Annotated in this window: 18 protein-coding genes; 7 read left to right on the plus strand and 11 right to left on the minus strand. The window is 61.9% G+C overall.

Annotation, left to right across the window (positions count from 1 at the left end; genetic code table 11):
• From VLU25_01400 to VLU25_01420, 5 genes are all read right to left on the minus strand, one after another.
• Positions 1–314: Smr/MutS family protein (locus VLU25_01400; GenBank protein HSR66570.1), on the minus strand; the 314-nt coding region annotated here is incomplete at its 3' end.
• A gap of 59 nt (positions 315–373) precedes the next feature.
• Positions 374–1,930 carry a lactate racemase domain-containing protein gene (locus VLU25_01405; protein ID HSR66571.1) on the minus strand — a complete coding sequence of 519 codons (1,557 nt, stop codon included), beginning with the start codon at positions 1,928–1,930 and terminating at the stop codon, positions 374–376.
• Positions 1,931–1,950: 20 nt separating this feature from the next.
• Positions 1,951–2,658, minus strand: coding sequence for an SDR family NAD(P)-dependent oxidoreductase (locus tag VLU25_01410; protein ID HSR66572.1), 708 nt, complete (start codon positions 2,656–2,658; stop codon positions 1,951–1,953).
• Between the two features lie 104 nt (positions 2,659–2,762).
• Entirely contained in the window at positions 2,763–3,713 is a 951-nt protein-coding gene (locus VLU25_01415; protein ID HSR66573.1) for a carbohydrate kinase family protein, read from the minus strand.
• A 148-nt stretch (positions 3,714–3,861) separates the two neighbouring features.
• The gene (locus VLU25_01420; protein ID HSR66574.1) at positions 3,862–4,791 is read right to left on the minus strand and encodes a hypothetical protein; all 930 of its coding nucleotides are present in this window, start codon (positions 4,789–4,791) and stop codon (positions 3,862–3,864) included.
• Between the two features lie 167 nt (positions 4,792–4,958).
• On the opposite strand from VLU25_01420, the gene VLU25_01425 reads away from it, so the two are divergent.
• Entirely contained in the window at positions 4,959–6,212 is a 1,254-nt protein-coding gene (locus tag VLU25_01425; GenBank protein HSR66575.1) for a TraB/GumN family protein, read from the plus strand.
• 17 nt (positions 6,213–6,229) lie between these two features.
• Here the strand turns inward: VLU25_01425 and VLU25_01430 are convergent, their stop codons facing one another.
• A complete protein-coding gene (locus VLU25_01430; protein ID HSR66576.1) occupies positions 6,230–6,925 on the minus strand; it encodes a YigZ family protein in 696 nt (231 codons plus the stop codon).
• Positions 6,926–6,968: 43 nt separating this feature from the next.
• Between VLU25_01430 and VLU25_01435 the strand changes: the two genes are divergently transcribed.
• Complete coding sequence (locus tag VLU25_01435) at positions 6,969–7,676, plus strand: SUMF1/EgtB/PvdO family nonheme iron enzyme (protein ID HSR66577.1); 708 nt, start codon at positions 6,969–6,971, stop codon at positions 7,674–7,676.
• Here VLU25_01435 and VLU25_01440 read toward each other — a convergent pair.
• From VLU25_01440 to VLU25_01455, 4 genes are all read right to left on the minus strand, one after another.
• Positions 7,628–10,789: a CusA/CzcA family heavy metal efflux RND transporter gene (locus VLU25_01440; GenBank protein ID HSR66578.1), complete on the minus strand. Its 3,162-nt coding sequence runs from the start codon at positions 10,787–10,789 to the stop codon at positions 7,628–7,630. The two genes, VLU25_01435 and VLU25_01440, sit on opposite strands and share 49 nt — an antisense overlap.
• Before the next feature lie 18 nt (positions 10,790–10,807).
• Positions 10,808–12,076 (minus strand): efflux RND transporter periplasmic adaptor subunit, encoded by a 1,269-nt coding sequence (locus VLU25_01445; GenBank protein HSR66579.1) that lies wholly within the window; start codon positions 12,074–12,076, stop codon positions 10,808–10,810.
• Between the two features lie 165 nt (positions 12,077–12,241).
• On the minus strand, positions 12,242–12,559 hold the full coding sequence (locus VLU25_01450; GenBank protein HSR66580.1) for a hypothetical protein: 318 nt from the start codon (positions 12,557–12,559) through the stop codon (positions 12,242–12,244).
• Between the two features lie 79 nt (positions 12,560–12,638).
• On the minus strand, positions 12,639–13,454 hold the full coding sequence (locus VLU25_01455; protein HSR66581.1) for a tetratricopeptide repeat protein: 816 nt from the start codon (positions 13,452–13,454) through the stop codon (positions 12,639–12,641).
• Positions 13,455–13,541: 87 nt separating this feature from the next.
• Between VLU25_01455 and VLU25_01460 the strand changes: the two genes are divergently transcribed.
• From VLU25_01460 to VLU25_01480, 5 genes are all read left to right on the plus strand, one after another.
• A complete protein-coding gene (locus VLU25_01460) occupies positions 13,542–13,748 on the plus strand; it encodes a hypothetical protein (GenBank protein HSR66582.1) in 207 nt (68 codons plus the stop codon).
• Between the two features lie 113 nt (positions 13,749–13,861).
• The gene (locus tag VLU25_01465; GenBank protein ID HSR66583.1) at positions 13,862–14,203 is read left to right on the plus strand and encodes a hypothetical protein; all 342 of its coding nucleotides are present in this window, start codon (positions 13,862–13,864) and stop codon (positions 14,201–14,203) included.
• Positions 14,204–14,444: 241 nt separating this feature from the next.
• On the plus strand, positions 14,445–15,197 hold the full coding sequence (locus VLU25_01470; protein ID HSR66584.1) for an ATP-binding protein: 753 nt from the start codon (positions 14,445–14,447) through the stop codon (positions 15,195–15,197).
• 62 nt (positions 15,198–15,259) lie between these two features.
• Positions 15,260–16,642, plus strand: coding sequence for a sigma-54 dependent transcriptional regulator (locus VLU25_01475; GenBank protein ID HSR66585.1), 1,383 nt, complete (start codon positions 15,260–15,262; stop codon positions 16,640–16,642).
• Positions 16,643–17,054: 412 nt separating this feature from the next.
• Positions 17,055–17,876 carry a universal stress protein gene (locus tag VLU25_01480; GenBank protein HSR66586.1) on the plus strand — a complete coding sequence of 274 codons (822 nt, stop codon included), beginning with the start codon at positions 17,055–17,057 and terminating at the stop codon, positions 17,874–17,876.
• 311 nt (positions 17,877–18,187) lie between these two features.
• On the opposite strand, the gene VLU25_01485 is transcribed toward VLU25_01480, so the two are convergent.
• Positions 18,188–18,595, minus strand: a complete 408-nt coding sequence (locus tag VLU25_01485) for a hypothetical protein (GenBank protein ID HSR66587.1) — start codon at positions 18,593–18,595, stop codon at positions 18,188–18,190.
• Between the last annotated feature and the right edge of the window lie 53 nt (positions 18,596–18,648).

Consider the following 18,648-nt stretch of genomic DNA (forward strand, 5'->3'; position numbering starts at 1 on the left):
TCGCGGAAGGATGCCACTAAAGGGTGGCGGGAGAGGAGCGACTGGACGCGGCGGCGTTGGACGCCTTTGCCGCGGCCGTGGATGAGGCGGACCTCGGTGAAGCCCTTCTCCATCGCCTCCTGCAGGTAGGCATCGACGACGACGGGAATCTCCTTGGGCGGGAAGTGGTGGAGGTCGAGGAAGTCCTCCACGGGCATCTCGATGACTTCCGGGAAGTCCTCGTCTTCCCACTCATCGGCCTCCTCGACTGGCTCAGCGCCGCTCTCTTCAGCAGCCTTGCTCTCCCAGCCCAGCAACCGTCTCAGCCAGTTCATCGCCCAAGTGTATCCCGCCGCTTGTGAGTTGGGCACTTGTGAGTTGGGATTTGCCCAGCCTAGGGTTGGCCGTTGGAGTCGAGGTAGAGGAAGGGCGGGATGGTCAGGCCGACCACCTCCTCGCCGCCCGTGGCGGTCTTGGCTTCGGCCAGGGCCGAGGGCAGGTCGGGAGCCCACTCCACGCCCAGCTTCTTGGCCGCCTTGTCGTCAGGGGGACCCACCAGGATCACCTTGGACAAGTACTTGAGCGGATAGGTGGCCCAATACCAGACGGTGAAGGGATGAAAGCCGTGATGGGCCCAGCGGTTGCGGTAGGCGTCGATGAAATCGGGGTCGTGAGCGTACTTTTCCTGGTACTTGCGCTGCATCTCGAAAGGTTCGGTGGTGTCGGCCAGGACCTCTTCGTAGAAGCGCTCGTAGGCGTAGTGGTACTCGGGGTGGAAGACTTCGAAACAGGGATTGAGGATGATGACGGCTCCGCCCGGCTTGATGAAGGGCTCGCCGTAAAACCAGTTGAAGACATATCCCAGCACGTCGGAAACCACCAGCACCGGATTGATGCGGGCTCCCACCGCATAGGGACTGAGGTCGGGCAACCCGAAGACCAGGGTGTCGAACTGCTTGCGGTTGGGGACGGCCAGTTGAGGACGCAGCGCCTGAAGCGTTCTGACGTGGACGTCGTCGATGGCCCCGGCGTTGATTTCCAGCGGAGAGTAGACCGACTTCAGGCTTGAGAAGATGCCCCGGCGGACGGGTTCGGGCAGCACTTTCATGCTCACAGGCGTGAGCGCCTTGAGGGCCTTCTCGGCCGCGTTGCAGTGCTCGGGCGCCTTGCCCAGATAGCGCAGATGAGAGGGGTAAAGCGCCCCGTTCATGGGCGCTTCCATGACCATGATCTTGGCGTGCTCACAAATCACCTTGCTGATGCGGCGGATGCTGCAGTGCATCTGGGAGCCTTCGGGCTGCATGACGTGGGGCGAGTCGGCCGTCATCTTGGGATGGTGATGGGCTGCGATGGAGCGGTAGGTGCCAAATCCCACCGCCACCGACTTGTGCCCCCCGTTGAGAGGAATCTGGATGGTGTCGACGTAGATGACCAGGTCGCAGTCGACCACGGCGCGGGTGGTCTCCACCGGCTCGCCCTCGTCGGTCTGGCCCAGTTCCACGATGTCGTCGGGATCTTCAGCGTCGAAGTTCTTGAGCTGGTCGGGGTAGAACTCCCCCATGATGGCCTTGCCCAGCATGTATTCCAGTTCGTGACGCTTCATCATGCGATGCAGCGCGATGGCGCAGCGCAACTGGATGTTCTTCTTCTCGACGCCGTAGGAATAGAGCATCTCGAGCAGGGTCTCGATGCAGATCTGGCGGATATCGGGACGCTGCATGGGCGGGAAGGGCTGGCAATTGTCGTCGAAGGCGATGAGGACTTTGCTGTCGCCGTCCACCAGGTCCTTGAGGGGCTCCATGCCCAGCGGGTTCTCGAAGGCGCGCCGCACGGCCTGGGGAATTCCCTTGCGCGGGATGCCGCTCATCACGGGGGGCGGATAAAAAACCTGTCCCTGATCTGGCAAGTGAGCGTTGAGCAAGTTGTTGCCGGAATAGGTCAGGTACTTCATGGGCGATTATCTTACCCGATTCAGGACCGCCCGTAGACGGGAACCACGGCGCCCCGTGTGGACTTGTTGGAGGGAGAAGCCAGGAAGGTGATGGTGCGGGCCACGTCGTCCACCGTGGGCCACATGGTGTAGTCGGCCTCGGGCATGGCTTTGCGGTTGGCGGGAGTGTCCATGATGGAGGGCGCCACGGCATTGACCCAGATGCGCTCCGGCGCCAATTCTTCGCCCAACGACTGGGTCAGCGCCGCCACTACGCTCTTGGCGGCCGTGTAGGCGGCCATGCCGGCTCCGCTGCGGGGTTCCAGAGCGGGACGAGCCGCCACGTTGACCAGGCGTCCGCCGTCCTCTCCCTGGCGCATGCGTTTGACGGCCTCGCGGCAGCAAAGAAAGCAGGTGACGGCGTTGAGCATCATCTGACTTTGAAAGTCGTCCAGGCTGGTCTGGGCCAGATCGGACATCGAGAAACCGCCGGTGCAGTGGACCGAGGCCCACAGTTGAGGACAGTCCTGATAATAGCGTTGAGCCACCTTCTCGTCGGAAAAATCGATGCCCTCGGCAATAACCACCCTCTCGTGCTCGCGCAGCTCGAAGGACTCCAGTTCCTGGGGACGGAAGCAAGGCACGTGGCAGGTGGCTCCCCCCTTGACAAGGCGCTGCACAACGGCCTTGCCGAGACTTCCCGTGCCGCCGGTAACTACCACATGACGACCCTTGAAATCGCTACTCATAGGACTCCTGAAAACGGACACGCTGCTCTGGCGAACGCTGTTGATGGCGCTATGATAGCAGGCTTCGCTGTTTGGCGTGGAAGTCGGCGACAGGCGACCTGCTGCTATCCGGCGTCCACCATGTCGAGCACTTCCTGAAGCGGAGGAATGCCGCCCCGGGCCCCCAGCCGGGTGGCCGACAGGGCACCCGCCGCACAGGAGAAGCGCAGGCAACGGCGGAGGCTCCAATTGGGTTGGAAGAGACTGAAAGCGAAGGCGCCGTGGAAAACGTCCCCGGCTCCGGTGGATTCCACCGGCTTGACGTCGTAGCTGGGAATCTCCACGATGCGCCCTTCCCAAACCGCCGCCACCCCCTTGGCGCCGCGGGTGCAGCAAACCAGTCCGGGACAGGCTTGGTTGACGGCCATCAGGCCTTTCCTCCAATCGGCGGTTGAAGCGTAGCGCAACACGAAGGCCTCGGTAGGCAGGGCGAAGTCGACGGCTTGCAGCAGATCTCTCACCCCCTGGGCAGGCCTGTCGATGTCGAGGCAAACCGGCATTCCCGCCTCTTGAGCCCAGCGGGCCGCTTGGGCGCGGGCGGGCAGCTCGTTGCCGTCCATGTGCAGGACCTGCCCGCAGGTGACCCGCCCCGGCTGGAGCTGATCGGGCTGGTAGTCGAGGCGGGGATCGCGCTGCCACAGCACGGTGCGCTCGCCGCTGGGCCGGTCCACAAGAATGACCGCCAGTTGGCTGCGGGCTCCCTCGATCACCTCCACGTCGGAGCAGTCCATGGGCTCGCGCCTCAAGTCCTCCAGGCTGAACTGGCCGATTTCGTCGTCACCCACCCGGCCCAGATACTTGGTCTTGAGCCCCCAGCGTCCGCACAGCGCCCCCGCAGTGGCGGCCGGACCGCCTCCCAGCTTGAGGAACTCGTCTATGTGGATTTTGCTGTTGTGGGGAGGATAGACGGGAAGGCGTAAGATCCAGTCGACTGCGTTCATGCCCATGGCCACGACCTGAAAAGGGCGTCCGGGAGGCAGCGAGGGAGAGAGAAACACGTCATCCAATGGCGCCATGGCGCCCTATGGTGCCACGAGTAGCCTGCGGCTGCATCAACAGAGACAAAAAAGGCGAGGCAGCAGCGGAACGCCAGGTTCCGCCACTTCCTCGCCAGCGAACTGCACCATCGCTGTCGGCAGCCAGGCCGCCGCGCAACGGTTGGCCTCAGTTGCCGTTGTCCGACTCTTCGTCCTGGGCACCCTCGAGCTGCTGTTGCAGGTTCATAAAGTGGAACATCCCGGCGCCCATCAAGGACTGCAGGGCGTTGTTGAACTCGGTGTAGGTCTGCGCGGCCAGCATCTCGTCCAACGAACCCTCAACGGTGTCCAGCGCCAGCAGCACCGCATCCTTGTTCTCGGTCAGTTCGTGGGGTTGAATGGCGGAGAGGTTTTCACGGGCCTCGGCAATCATCTGAGGCCAATCCTGGGCCATCTCCAGGGGAACCCACTTGTCCTCGACCTTGATGAACTCGATTTCCTCGGACTTGCCTTCGGGTCCGGTGATCTGCACGACGGCCGAATCCTCACGCATGCTGATCAGGGTGGCCTGAACCTGCGACATGGACTGGGTGAAGTCGTTCTGCCAGGGATTGGACGACGACTGGGAACCTGCAATGGCCAGGAATTCACGCATCAGGACCGAACCCGTTCCGGCCAAAAAGGCCTCGGGATTGGCGGTGCGCAGGCGGTCGATGTCACCCAACTCGCTGGTCGACAGGGTCGACAGCACCAAGGCCAGACGGTCCCAGTTCTCGTCCACATTTTCGACTTCCTGAGCATGCTGGCTGAACATCGGGTTTTCGACGATGAAATCCTTCTTCTCGGTCATCACCCGAGAGACCTTTCCCATGATGGCGAAACTGCGGTTCCAGATGTCGCGATCCATTCCTTCGGCGAACCTGTGCACCAGGTCGGTCACGTCGGATTGATAGCTGGCCGGAAGGGCCTGCCAGACGACCTGAGGCTGGCCGGCGGCCAATCCGTCGGCTACTTGCATCACGGTGGCGTCCGGAGTCAGGGAGGCCGGCGCGGCCGCCTGCAAGAACAGCGCGGCCGCCAGGGTCAGGACGGTGAGAGCGGCTATGGTCTTCTTCATGTTCTGTGTTCCTCGCTAAACGGTTGAGATAATGGCTCGTTTATTCTTAAGCTCAAAAAAAAAATCGCGCTTACACCCTTTATAACGGAATCTCCTCCCGCTTTCTTAACACTGACGCCGGGCGGCGCTCAAACGCCTCATTTCGTGTTATTTTTGCCCTTCCTTTTTTGAGGAGGTGGCCTATCGGCGGCGACGAGCAAAGAGACGATCCCCAACAGCCTGAGAATGGTGCGGCCGAGCCCGAGGCCTACCCCTCAGACCAGGTCCAGTTCCTGGAAATCGAGGGACGCACCCTGATCCTGGTGGGAACGGCCCACGTTTCCCGCGAATCGGCCGATCTGGTTCGGCGGGTCATCGAGCGGGAAGAGCCCGATGCCGTGTGCGTCGAGCTCGACGTCCAGCGCTACAAGGCCTTGACTCAGGAACGCCGCTGGGAATCTCTCGACCTGCGCGAAATCATCCGCAACAAGCAGCTCAGCGCCCTGATCGTCAACCTGATGCTCTTCTCCTACCAGAAGCGCCTGGGCATGAAGCTGGGGGTAATGCCGGGCACCGAACTGCTGGAAGCCGTCAAGGCGGCCGAGCAACAGGACATTCCCGTTCACCTCTGTGACCGCGACGTCAAAGTCACCCTGCGCCGGGCCTGGCGCTGCACGCCGCTGCACAAGAAGTTCATGCTGCTGGCCTCGATCTTAGCCAGCCTCTTCGACGACCGCGACATTTCGGAAGAGCAACTGCAGGAGATCCTCAAGGGAGACGTGATCTCGGAGCTGATGAAAGAGCTGGGAGAGGCCATGCCGTCCCTGAAGACCGTCCTCATCGACGAGCGCGACACCTACCTGGCTCAACGGATCAAAGAAACCGAGGGCCGGCGCATCGCCTGCGTGGTCGGGGCCGGCCACCTCAAGGGCATCCGCCGCCTGCTGGAGAGCGGAGCGCCCAGCTACGACCTGAAAGAGATCAACACCATCCCTCCCGCCTCCCCGGTGTGGAAATGGATCGGATGGGCCATCCCCGTCATTATCCTCGGTTCCATCGCCTACATCGGATACACCCAGGGCGCTGAAAAGGCGGGAGACAATGCGCTTTATTGGTTCCTGGCCAACGCCATCCCCAGCGGAATCGGCGCCGCGCTGGCTCTGGGGCATCCCCTGGCGGTGGCCGCGGCGGCCCTCTCGGCGCCCTTCACCAGCCTGACCCCGCTCATCGGGGCCGCCTACGTGACCGCCTTCGTGCAGGCCTACCTGCGTCCGCCCCGGGTGCACGAATTCAAGTCGGTGGCCGAGGACCTGACCAAACCGTCCCGCTGGTGGCGCAGCCGCCTGCTGCGCATTTTTCTGGTCTTTCTATTCTCCGGCCTGGGCAGCTTGCTGGGGAGCTGGGTCGGCCTCGTCGAGATCGTCAGCAATCTGGGCGGCTGAGGAGCCGCGGGTTAGTGTCAGAGGCGCTTCGACCGTACTTTGGGCAACGGCACCTTGGTTGCCGGGTCAGTGGACAGAACTTCCGCACTTACCGAGCCCCCGCTGAGGTCGGCCAGCCTTCGCTGAAAGGGGTCGAAGAGAGACGCCTGCACACGCAGGGTCACGGTGACTGTGTCTGAGAAATCTTCCCCCAGAATCTCGGCCTCGTACTCCTCCAGCAACTGCTTGAGCGGCTGATAGAGCGGATAGGGAATGATGGCGCGCACCGTGTGGGTGGCGAGCTTGCAGGCCAGGGGCAAGCGGTCTAGGGCTTGGCGCAGGGCCTCCGAATAGGCTCGCACCAACCCTCCGGTTCCCAGCTTGACTCCGCCGAAATAGCGGGTCACAACGGCGGCTACGTCGCCTAGCCCGCTGCCCTTGAGCACCGCAAGCATGGGACGTCCGGCGGTGCCGGAGGGTTCGCCGTCGTCGTTGCAGTGGGCGATGACGCTGGGGCCATGACCGATCAGGTAGGCGGGCACGTTATGGGTGGCGTCGGGAAACTCCCGGCGCATCCGCTCCACGAAGTCCTTGGCTTCCTCCACAGTGAAGACGGGCCCCACAGTGGCGATAAAGCGCGACCGGCGCACTTCGGTCTCATGACGGACTTGGCGCCGGGGAACAAGCCTCTCGAGGCCGCTTTTCCTGTCTTCTCCTGAGTTGTCCTGGTCCATTGGTCCTTTCGCTGCGACGGGGACATCCCCTATCCTAAAAGACATGAAATGGTTGTGGTCGCGCAAGGTCAACCTGCGGCGCTGCGTCGTTCCCGAGGGACACTTCTGGATGGGATCGGCGGAGGGATTCGACGAGAAGCCGGTCCGGGAAGTCTACGTGTCGGCTTTCGAAATGGCCATCTCGCCGGTGACCAACCGCGACTACTCCCTCTTTCTGAAGAACGCCAAGATCGACCCTCCCCAGTGGTGGACGGATCCTGATTTCAATGACCCCGACCAGCCGGTGGTGGGCGTCAACTGGTACGAAGCCAGCCAATACTGCGATTGGCTGTCGGAACGCAGCAAGAGCAAAATACGCTTGCCTACCGAGGCGGAATGGGAAAAAGCGGCCCGAGGCGGCCACAAGGGGCTGAAATACCCCTGGGGCAATGACCCCAAGGGCAGCGGACTGGAAACCGTTTCGGGACCTCTCAAGGGTCCGATGAAAGTGCACCAGGGCCGACCCAACGGGTACGGGCTCTACGACATGGTCTTCAACATCTTCCAATGGTGCCTGGACGGATACGATCCCGACTACTACGCAGAAGCTCCCGCCGAGAATCCCAAGGGCGCCCCCAACGACGAGCAGCGGGTTGCCCGCGGCATGAGCTGGAACAGCGAAAACCTCATTGCCCGTTGCGCCGAGCGGAGCCGCATGGCTCCCTACTTCCGCTGCAACGACTTCGGATTCCGCTGGGTGATGACCTTTTGAGGCGACTGGAACCGCTGGGCGCTCCGCTTTTCAATCCAACAGTAGAGGCCGGGCAGCACCAGCAGGGTGAGCAAGGTGGAGGTGATGAGTCCGCCGATCACCACCGTGGCAAGCGGGCGCTGGACCTCGGCTCCGGTGCTGGTGGACAGGGCCATTGGCAGGAGTCCCAGGCTGGCCACCGTGGCGGTCATGAGGACGGGACGCAGCCGGTTGAGCGCCCCCCGGTAGACGGCACCGGCCAGCGACCGGCCGGCGGCTCTCAGCCGGTTGAGGAAGGTGACCAGCACCACGCCGTTGAGGACGGCCACGCCCGAAACCGCGATGAAGCCGATGCCGGCGCTCATTGAAAAGTGCATGTCGCGCAGCAAGAGGGCCAGCACGCCTCCGCTGAGGGCAAAGGGTATGCCGGTGAAGACGGCGGCCGCCTGGCGAAGCGAACCGAAGGTGGCGAAGAGCAGCGAAAAAACCAGCAGAAAAGTCGCTGGAACGGCGATCATGAGCCGGTTGCGGCCACTCTCCAAGTGCTCGAAGGTTCCTCCCCACTGGAGGCTGTAACCAGGCGTATCACCGACTTGCCGGTCCACCTCGCCCTTGGCTTCCTGCACAAAGGAGCCGATATCGCGGGCCCGTACGTTGGCCTCGACCGAAATGCGCCTGCGCCCGTTCTCCCGGCTCACCTCCGCCGGTCCTTGAATGCTCTCGATGGCGGCGAGCTGGTTGAGCGGAATCTTGGCTCCGCCAGGTGCGCTGACCAACAACCGGCCGAATTTCTCGGCACTGTCGCGAGACTCAGGCATCAAGCGGACAACCGCATCGAACCGCTTGAATCCTTCCAGGACAACGGTGGCACGGATCCCGGCGATGGCCGCCTCAACCACCTGCTGGACGTCGCTGACCCGGATCCCGTAGCGAGCGGTCTTCTCATGCAGCACCCGTACCTGCAGCATGGGCAGGCCGGTCACTTGCTGAACCTTGACATCCCGAGCGCCTGGAATCTGTCTGACCACATCTCCGATGGCGGCCGCCTTTTCCAGAAGCACATCCATGTCGTCTCCAAAGATCTTAATGACCACGTCTGACCGTGCACCCACTCCCTCGATCAGTTCCATCATGCGGAACTTGATGGGCTGGGAAAAGGAACTGACCACGCCGGGAAATCGCTCCAAGCGCTCGGAAACGGCTCTTGTGAGGCCTGCCTTGTCGATTCCTTTTCGCCACTCGCCGCGGGGCTTGAGAAAGACATAGGTGTCGACCATGTCCGGACCCATCGGATCGGTGGCGATCTCGGGCCGTCCGATCCGGGAAACCACGGTTTGCACTTCCGGCAGCCCCTTGATGGCTGCCTCCATGAGCGTGGTTTGGCGGACGCTTTCAGAAAGCGCCGCACTTTTCAGGCGGACGTGGTTGACAGCCAGGGCTCCTTCATCCAGTTCGGGCAGGAACTCCGAGCCCAGGAGGGGAAAAAGAAGCAGGCTGGCGGCCACGACAGCCACGGCCGCCGAGGCCGTTATCCAACGCAGGCGGAGGGCACGTTTGAGAAGAGGACGGTAGAGCCAAAGCAGCCCTTGGAGCAGGTAATTGCGCCGTTCGCGGCGGGCCTTGAGAAAAATCGCGCTGAGAGCAGGGACCAGCGTGAGGCTGAGAACCAGCGCTCCTGAAAGGGCCAGGATCACGGTCAGTGCCATGGGGCGAAACATCTTCCCTTCCATCCCGGCCAGGGAGACTACGGGGAGATAGGCGGCGATGATAATCATTTCGCCGAACTGGCTGGCCCTGCGCACCTCCGAGCTGCCCCTGAAGACCGTCCGCAGCCGCTCTTCAACAGTCAAATCGCGCCCCAACTCCTTTCTCTTTTGAGCCAGGTGGCGGACGCTGTTCTCGACGATGATCACCGCGGCATCCACGATCAGTCCAAAGTCGATGGCGCCCAAGCTCATCAGATTGGCCGAAATCCCGAACCAATGCATTCCCACCACGGCGAAGAGCATTGACAAGGGAATGGCGCTGCTGACAATCAGCCCGGCACGCAACTGAAGGAGAAAGAGGAAGAGGACCGCAATCACCAGCAGACCGCCCTCGAGCAGGTTGAAGGCCGCCGTTCGGATGGTCTGGCTGACCAGTTGGCTGCGGTCGTAGAAAGGGCGGATGCGCACCCCTTCAGGCAGCGATGCCTGAACTTCCCGCAGGCGGCGGCGGACATCCTGCGTCACGGTGCGGCTGTTCTCGCCCTTGAGCAACATGGCGATACCCATGACCGTCTCGCCTTGGCCGTCACGCGTGGCCGCACCTTGACGGACTGCGGATCCCAGGCCCACTTTGGCGACGTCTCCGACCTTCACAGGAGTACCGTCGCGAGCGGCCACCACCAGATCTCCGATGTCCTGCGGCGACTGGATCAGCCCCACCCCCCGCACCAGTTGCTGCTCGCCTCCTCTCTCCAGATAGGCGCCACCGACATTGCTGTTGCCGGCCCGAACGGCATCCACGACTTGGCTGAGAGTCAAGTCATGGCCCACCAGCTTGTCGGGGTCGACGAGCACCTCATACTGCTTGAGGCGGCCCCCGAAGCTGTTGACGTCGATCACTCCCGGAACGTCGCGAAGAGCTGGCTTGATGGTCCAGTCCAGGATGGTCCGCAGTTCCATCAGGGAATAGCGGAGGGGACTCTCCGGCTCTTCTTCCACCGTGAAGTGGAGGATCTCACCCAAGCCCGTGCTGATGGGGGCCATTCGAGGTGCGATGCCGGGTGGGAGGGAGCGCTCGGCCTCGATGATTCTTTCCAGCACTAACTGGCGGGCCCAGTAAAGATCGGCCCCTTCCTCAAAGGTAACCGTGACCTGGGACAGGCCGAACTGAGAGATAGAACGCAAGCCGGTCTTGCGGGGCAAGCTGCTCAGGGCCAGTTCGACCGGCACCGTGACGTACCTCTCGACCTCCAGAGGACTGAAGCCCGGGGCCAATGTGTTGACCTGCACCTGGTTGGTGGTCACATCGGGAACGGCGTCGATGGGAAGCCGCCACGCCGAGTAGAGTCCGGCTGCCACAACGGCCAGCCAGAGCAGCACTACCAGGTAGCGCCGCCGGATGCTGAAGCTGAGAATCGAGTCGATCACGGCAGGGTCCCCCAAATCTCAGTGCGCATGACCGCCCCCAAGTTGCTCCCGCAGAAGTTCCGACTTGAGCGCGAAACTCCCTGAAGTCACAACACTCTCCCCTTCCTGCAGACCCTCGGCGATACCCGTGCGCCCGGCTTGCTCGCCCAGCACGACAATCTTTCGCGCCACAAAGCGTCCCTGCGACTGCTCAACAAACACCACCGCCTGCTCGCCTATCCGATGCACCGCGTTGGAGGGAACCGTAACGGCCTGGCCTTGCCTTTCGCTGGGGATCTCCACCCGGGCAAACATTCCCAGCTTGATCAGCCGCTGCGGGTTGTCCACCACGCAGCGAAACTTGGCGGTTCGAGTGGCGGAATCGAGGACGTCTCCCTGGTAGGTGATACGGGCGGGAAACACCCGCTCCGGATAAGCATTGAAACGCACTAGGGCGGTCCGGGCGCCACGTACCGCGCCCAAGTCCCTTTCGAAAACGTCTGCCAAGACCCACACCCGCGACAGGTCGGTAACCGTCATAAGCACACGTTGCGGCGAAACGACTTCGCCGACGCTCACGTCGAACCCGGTCACCGTGCCGTCGAGGGGAGCCTGAATGGGAGTCCAGGCGGCCTCAGGCGGTGGAGCCCGCGAGCTTTCGGCGAGGCGGACGAGGTCGTCGGCCGAGTACCCCAAACGGGCAAGCCTGACTTCGATCTCCTGCAACGCGAAGCGCGCCCGCCGCTCCGCTTCCTGAGCTTCAACCTGCCCAGCGCGGCGCAGGTCAAACTCCCTTTCCGCGATGGCTTGGCTCTCTAGAAGCTCTTTGGACCGGCTCAGGTGTTTGTCGGCAACCTCTCTTCTCGCCGATGCTTGGCGAAGGTCGGCCCGGCGGCTCCGGTAAACGCCCAACAGCATGCCCAGTTCAACGTTGTCGTAGACCACAAGAGTCTGCCCGCGGCGGACCCGCTCGCCCTGGTTGACCAGGACCTTCTTCACGACCCCTTCGGCCAGCGGACGGATGTGAGCGACGCCCGACGGGTCGGGCCTCGCTTCGGCAGTGGCGACGACCACTTGGCTCATCACCTCGGTACGGCTCAGCTCGACTTGAATGCCGGCCTGGGAGACAACCTCCGGGTCAAGAGCCAGCACCCGCGCGCCGCCGTCATGTTCGTCGTGGTGATGATCTTCATGAGAAGAGGAATGCTCCGCTGCGGCTTCACCCGAGCCTTCCCCAGCGGGCCCTTCGCAGGCGCTGAACAAGGCTAACAGCGCCAGCAAAGGGGCTTTCTTCGTGGAGGTAATCAAAGGAGATCTCCTAGCTGTTTGACTCGTAATCCGAAATAGAGCAAAAGCCGACTTGCTCACCTTGAGCGCGGGTCGAGCTTGGGGTCTTCGGGATGGGGCGACCTCGCCGACAGCGAGTCAAGGCGGAACGGCGGCCGACGAGGCGCTTAGGGGCCGCCACCGTCCTCAGGCTGCGGTCAGGAACAACGTGTGCTGGGGAGGGTGCTCCAGCGAGGACGGGAGCAGGAGCCGGTAGCAAGGACAGCAAGCCGCGGGAGGGATGGTCGATAGGAGTCCAGCCGAGTAAGAGGCACTGGAGTCCTCCACCACACGGCACAAACAGAGGGAACAATCGCTCTCCTGACCGTCCTCGGCGGCTTGATCCAGCTCAAAGGGCAGCCCATCTGAAGGACAGCCAAGGCAGACGGAACCGTCGACGAGTACGCCGACGACCAGCGCCAGCGCCAACCAGACGCAGGCCCGAATGGCTCTAGAGGCTGTCACTGACGTCAGTATACATCACTCAAGCAAGGGGGTTTTGGCGTTGAAGATCCTCTCAACAGGCTGCCAAACGCGACCCTGGCTAGCGCAACTGGTCGGCCTGGTAGCGGCAGCGGGCCAGCAGGGTGGGATCCTCGGGGGTGCGGGGCTCCAGTTGGGCGGCTTCCTGGTAGTGCTTTAGAGCTTCCTGCGGCTGACCGGCCTCCTGCAAGGCCCGGGCCAGTTCGTAGCGGTAGAGGATGGAGCCGGAATGCAGGTCGACAGCCTTTCGGTAAGCCTTTATCGCCCCTTCCATGTCGCCGTCTTCAGGCAACCCGCCGAAAAAGAGCTTGGCGGCCGTGCGCTCCAGAAACCCGGCCGTGGCAATCCGATAGCGCAAGCGCCCCAGCACGTACCAGGCCCGGTGGTCGTCAGGGTTCTTGTCCAGCGCCTTCATGAGATAAGCGCGCATTTCTTCGGCCACCTTGACACGCTCGCGGGGACCCGAAAGCAGGGCCTTTCCGCCCAGCCCCCAGGCCATGGCGAAGTTGGCCTCCGGATCATCGGGCCTGAGTTCATAGGCTTGCCGGGCCATTTGCAAGGCCTTGTTGTAGAATGCTGCGCGCTCTCCCTCGGGACTGAACTTTCCTACCCAGCCCCCGGTGTAGGCAGCCCCGCAAAGGGCCTGGAAGTTTCCGGGGTCATGCTCGAGGATGCGTTCGTAAAGGTCCAAGGCCTCTTTGTATTGGAAGTTCTCGACTTGAGAGCGGGCCCGCTCCAGCAGGGCCGAGACTTTGTCATTGTGCGCGGCGGAAGCGGAGATCGAGAGAAGGAAAAAGAGAATCAGCCAGAGGACGAAATCGTCGCAGGCTCCGGCGGGCAGGCGCATGCGTCGACCCGGAATCTGGTCAGTGTTCATCGTCGCTCCCCCCGCCTCGGCCAAGTCAGCCGTCAGTTGCAAACCTGCTTGAAATCCAGCGGCGTGGAGAGTATGAAGGATGACCATATGATGCGCAAGCCGATTTTAGATCTTCTCAGGTTCTTGATCCTGGTCGGACTCGCCTCCCTGCCCCTGTCCGCGCAGGCGCTCAGAATCGAGGAGGGGCGGCCCTTTCCGAATCTGCGGCTTCCCCGCCTCAACGACGGCCAGCCCGCCTCGCGGTCCGACTATCGGGGCCGCAAGCTGGTGCTTCACGTATGGGCCGGTTGGTGAGCGGGATGCCGCACCGCGGTTAGCCGTCGAAGATTCGACGCTCAAACCGAACCTTTTGCCCGCTCATCCGCTCCGTTTTAGGTGGAGGAGAATCCAATCTCTGGAGGTTATTCATGAAGCGACCCATCTGGATCCTCACGATCCTGCTGGCCGGAGGACCCTTTGTCGGCACCCTCGCGGCCGCTCCATCTCAGGGACTCAGCGCCTCGGCGCACTATTCCAGCTCCCGATCTGGAGACAGCTTTCACGGCGACCGCCGCCGTACCCTCAACCGCCGAAACCGGTATCGTAACCGGCATAACCGGAGAGGCAGTTACTATCGCTACCGCGGTCGAAGCTTTTCCCGCGGCTTGCGGCGCAACCTCCCTCACAAGCTGCGCCGCCTTCACCGGTCCAAGCGCCATTACCGGCACCGCCTGAAAAGGCATCGCCACTGCCGTCCTCACCACTACTGAGGCCAGGCCCAGGGGCCGTTTCGCCGCCGACGGCGAGGCGGCCCCATGTCCGCAATCGGACGAAAGCGCCTGCGGAACCCGTTTCAATCGGGGGATATCGCGCACGCTGGGGGATTTAGCCCAGGCTAAATCAAGTGTTCTTATCGCCGAAACCATCCTCAGCGCTACGATTTAGAGCCCGCGCGCGCTGTGGAGTCGACATTGCTTCTCAGCTATAAGCGCTGTTAGGAGGATTGCTGAAATGGTTCGCAAAGCAACAGCCTCAGAGACTCCCCCGGCCGCATCGCCGGCCGTCGTCCAGGACTTGGCTTCGATTGCTCAGATGGCGGCCGGACTGGCCCATGAAATCCGCAATCCACTGGCGGGAATTCAGGGTGTGATCGAAGTCCTGCGCGATCAGAGCCGCGACCAAACCCAGCATCAAGTCTTGTGCGAGGTCCTGAAGGAAGTAGGACGCATCGACCAACTGGTGCGCGAACTGATCTGCTTCGCCAAACCTCAATATCATCAGTTGCGCCCGCTGAGGCTGGACCAGTTGGTAGACAGAGTGGCCCGGCGCCTCAGCCATGAACGTCGCAGTTCTCTCGACGTGGAAGTGTCCGGGAATCCCCGCTGCGTCAGCATGATGGTGATGGCCGACGAGAACTGCATCTCGCATGTTCTGGAGCACCTCATCTCCAACTCTCTCGATGCCGTCGAGGACCGGGGCACTTTGCGCCTGGTCTTTTCCTGCGACGAGCGGACCTTGACCCTGCGGCTGGAAGACGACGGGCCCGGCATTCCGTCCGAGATGAAGGGCAAGATCTTCCAACCTTTCTACACCACCAAGGCCAGCGGAACCGGTCTCGGATTGGCGCTCTGCCGCCGCCTGGTCGGGGAACAGGGCGGAACACTGGATCTGGACGAGGACTTCGAGGACGGGGCCGCCTTCATCCTGTCTCTCCCTCTGCCCGATCCCTGCCAAGAGGCCCCGGCAGTCTCCAAGGAGGCGTAAGGTCGGAGGATGAGGTTACCATGGAGGAGTAACCGCCGAGCCGCAGAAGATTGAGGAAGAATATGGGACCCAAGACTGTGCTTGTCGTCGACGACGAAAAGCTTGTGCGTTGGTCGATCCGCCAAAAACTCGAGGCTGCCGGATTCGAGGTCGTCGAGGCTGAAAGCGCTTCCGAGGCCTTGCAGCTTTTTCAGGAATACCTGCCCGATTTGGTCACGCTTGACGTCCGCCTGCCTGACGACAACGGCCTCAAGGTGTTGCTGGAAATGAAGCGTCTGGCGCCCTCCACGGCCGTCATCATGATCACCGCCTACGGCGCGGTCGACGATGCCGTCAAGGCACTGCAAATCGGGGCCTACGATTTCTTGGAAAAGCCCATCAACTTCGAACGGCTCCTCCACTCCATCCAGAACGCCCTGGAAACCACAACCCTGCGCAACGAGGTGGAACGCAATAAGGAAGAGCAGAGGCAGACCTATTCGCTGGACCGCATCATCGGCGAGTCCGAGCCCATGAAGAGGGTCAAGGCGCTGGTCGCCAAAGTGGCGGCCAGCGAAGCCAACACGCTGCTGGTTCAGGGCGAAAGCGGCACGGGCAAGGATCTGGTGGCCAAGGCCCTGCACTTCGAAAGCCGCCGCCACCGCCGTCCCTTCACCGTGCTCAACTGCGCCGCCATACCCGAACAACTGCTCGAGAACGAGCTCTTCGGCCACGAGCGGGGCGCCTTCACCGATGCCAAGACCATGAAAAAGGGCCTGCTGGAGATGACCGACGGCGGCACCATCTTTTTCGACGAGATCAGCGAAATGCCTCTCAACCTGCAGGCCAAGCTGCTGCGGGTACTGGAGGACTACACCTTCAGGCGGGTGGGCGGAGTCAAGGACATCCGCGTCGACCTGCGGGTGGTCTGCGCCAGCAACAAAGACCTCAACGCCTTGGTCCGCGAAGAGAAGTTCCGCGAGGACCTCTTCTACCGCCTCTCCGTCATCCCCATCCTGCTTCCCCCCTTGCGGGACCGCAAAGAGGACCTCGATTTGCTGGCCCGGCATTTTGTCGACTTCTACAACGAGAACTTCAAGAAGAGCGTCAAGGGACTGACCTCGAAAGCCCGCAAGCTGTTGATCGAGTACGACTGGCCGGGAAACGTGCGGGAGCTGAAAAACGCCATCGAACGGGCCATGATCCTGCAGGACGGCGATCACATCGACGTCGACTTGATACCCCTCAACATCAGCAACGGCTCCAAGAAAGCGACGATTTCTCCTGAAGGACTCAACTTCAACATCCCTTCCTCGGGCATCAACCTCTACGACGTCGAGAAGGAACTCATCGCCAAGGCGCTGGAAAAGGTTCACGGCAACCAGTCCCAGGCCTCGCGGCTCCTCTCCATCACGCGCGATACCCTGCGCTACAAGATGAAGAAGTACGGGCTTCACAAGAATTAGCGAGCAGCCTCATAGCGCCGAGAGCAATTGGGCCTTCAGCGCGGTCGATGACAATCGCCGCGTGTGTAAACTTGTTGGCCACCTTGTGGTCCTGGCTGGATTTGGGCTATTGGCCGCAGGCGGGTTGAGGGCTATCCCCCAGGAACCTGCTGCCGTCTTCTCGCCCTCGCGCTCCTCACTGATTGCAAATCTCTGATAGAAAAGGGGTTAAGCGACCGGCAGGGTCTCGTTGGGGTGGATTGGTACCGTGTTTGCCTACTTGAAGTCGTCCGCGCCAATCGATGCGGACTCATTTCCGACGGACACGACCATGTTGATACGGATTTCGGAGAGCACCAGAACGCGCTACAATGTCGGGCTTTGGAATCGGCCCCTGGCTGCACACCAATCCACAACTGGAGTGAACGCAGAAATGATAGACACGATCATCTTCGCCACGGATTTTTCCGGGGCTTCGCGAAAGACCTTACAATATGCGGGACGCCTGGCCCGTCGTGCCAAGGCCAGAATCATCGGCGCCCATGCCCTTAAGCCTCCTTCATCCCTTTACAGTCAGCCGCCTGAAAAGAAACGCCAGTGGGAGGAAGAGCACAAGAGCCGTCTCTCTACCTTCATGGACAGCTCCCACCTGAGGGGCCTGAAGGTCGAATCGGTGCTGGTTTCAGGTTCGCCGCAGAAAGCGCTGAGCGATTTGGCCCGCCGCGAAAAGGCCGACTTGGTGCTGGTTTCCAAGCGCAGCAGGTCCACCATCGAGAAGTTCTTTGTCGGTTCGGTCACCGAGATCCTGGTGGGACAACTTCCCTGCCCAGTGCTGGTGGTCCCCGACGAGGGCGCCAACACGGCCGACTGGAACCCCATCCTCTGCCCCTACGATTTCTCCCACAACTCGAGGTTGGCGCTGGAATACTCCGCCAAGCTGGCCAACAGCTACGACTGCCCTCTTACCGTGCTGCACGTAGAGGCGGGGGAAATGGATGCAGCTGAAGCCCGTCAGAAATGCCAAGAAGCGGTCACGATCTACAATGCTCCGGACTCGACCCGGGTGATGGTGATTTCAAACCGCAGGCCCGCTCACACCATCGTCGAAACCGCCCAGAAGATCGGCAGCGACCTGGTGGTCCTGGGCCGCCGCGGAAACAATGAAGGCGACTACGTGGGAGCGGGGACAACCGCCCATCAGGTGCTGCGCGAAGAAACCTTTCCGCTGCTCATCGTTCCGCCCCTCGGCGTCTAGAAAGAAAGACCATGCAGCGCATTCACTCCATGGAAGGACACCTCGACGATCCGTCCGGCGAAAGACCGGACGGCCTCTCGAGGGAGCAAGTGAAGGGACTGCTCCATGCATGGGGGCGACCCGCCGAAATGGGGTCCGTCTACAGCAAACACCCGAGCAAAGCGGGTGCCACCAATGTCCATCCGGACGCCTTTTGCAAACGCTACCGCCAAAATTGCTCAGAAACCCACCTATGAGAGCCCCTTCCTTTGCCAACACCCCATTTCGGCCGGCCGCCCCTCACAAGGGGCCGGCCGGCTCGGTGAGGACGATCAGCGGCTGCTGCTGACTCCCTTTTCTTTTTTATTCTTCTCTTTTTCGCTGGGCGGGTCTTCCTCCGCTCCCCAGGTGCCCACCGGATCGTCTTCGGCAGGGGAACCCCGGCCCGCCTCGAAGCACTGCTGGCCCACGCAGCCCTGCATACCGTTCTGGTCGAGTGCCAGCGTCATCTTCATGGGATAACTGCTGCCTTCGGGGTCGGTGTAGCTTCCGATCAGTTCGTTCTGTTCGCAGACGAAATTGCTCAGACTCCCCCCAGGCGGAGGCCCGCCTGTTTCGATGTCGACCTGGAAGACGTCCGGGTCATCCTCCTTGATCTGGTAGATCGAGCCGGCGGGAAAGACGTCGGTGTCCGACTCCATCACCTTCCATCTCTTCTTGAACTTGTTGCATTTGGGCATCGCACTATCCTTTCTTCGATTGCTATGATTCTGTCACCAACAGCCGGTTTATC

This window comes from Acidobacteriota bacterium (assembly GCA_035471785.1).
Classification (GTDB): Bacteria; Acidobacteriota; UBA6911; order RPQK01; family DATIPO01; genus JANQFM01.

What these genes read in the sequence shown, in the direction of transcription:
- VLU25_01405 (HSR66571.1), bottom strand. Translation starts at nt 1,930, where the DNA reads ATGAAGTACCTGACCTATTCCGGCAACAACTTGCTCAACGCTCACTTG.
- VLU25_01410 (HSR66572.1), bottom strand. Translation starts at nt 2,658, where the DNA reads ATGAGTAGCGATTTCAAGGGTCGTCATGTGGTAGTTACCGGCGGCACG.
- VLU25_01415 (HSR66573.1), bottom strand. Translation starts at nt 3,713, where the DNA reads ATGGCGCCATTGGATGACGTGTTTCTCTCTCCCTCGCTGCCTCCCGGA.
- VLU25_01420 (HSR66574.1), bottom strand. Translation starts at nt 4,791, where the DNA reads ATGAAGAAGACCATAGCCGCTCTCACCGTCCTGACCCTGGCGGCCGCG.
- VLU25_01430 (HSR66576.1), bottom strand. Translation starts at nt 6,925, where the DNA reads ATGGACCAGGACAACTCAGGAGAAGACAGGAAAAGCGGCCTCGAGAGG.
- VLU25_01435 (HSR66577.1), top strand. Translation starts at nt 6,969, where the DNA reads ATGAAATGGTTGTGGTCGCGCAAGGTCAACCTGCGGCGCTGCGTCGTT.
- VLU25_01455 (HSR66581.1), bottom strand. Translation starts at nt 13,454, where the DNA reads ATGAACACTGACCAGATTCCGGGTCGACGCATGCGCCTGCCCGCCGGA.
- VLU25_01460 (HSR66582.1), top strand. Translation starts at nt 13,542, where the DNA reads ATGATGCGCAAGCCGATTTTAGATCTTCTCAGGTTCTTGATCCTGGTC.
- VLU25_01465 (HSR66583.1), top strand. Translation starts at nt 13,862, where the DNA reads ATGAAGCGACCCATCTGGATCCTCACGATCCTGCTGGCCGGAGGACCC.
- VLU25_01470 (HSR66584.1), top strand. Translation starts at nt 14,445, where the DNA reads ATGGTTCGCAAAGCAACAGCCTCAGAGACTCCCCCGGCCGCATCGCCG.
- VLU25_01475 (HSR66585.1), top strand. Translation starts at nt 15,260, where the DNA reads ATGGGACCCAAGACTGTGCTTGTCGTCGACGACGAAAAGCTTGTGCGT.
- VLU25_01480 (HSR66586.1), top strand. Translation starts at nt 17,055, where the DNA reads ATGATAGACACGATCATCTTCGCCACGGATTTTTCCGGGGCTTCGCGA.
- VLU25_01485 (HSR66587.1), bottom strand. Translation starts at nt 18,595, where the DNA reads ATGCCCAAATGCAACAAGTTCAAGAAGAGATGGAAGGTGATGGAGTCG.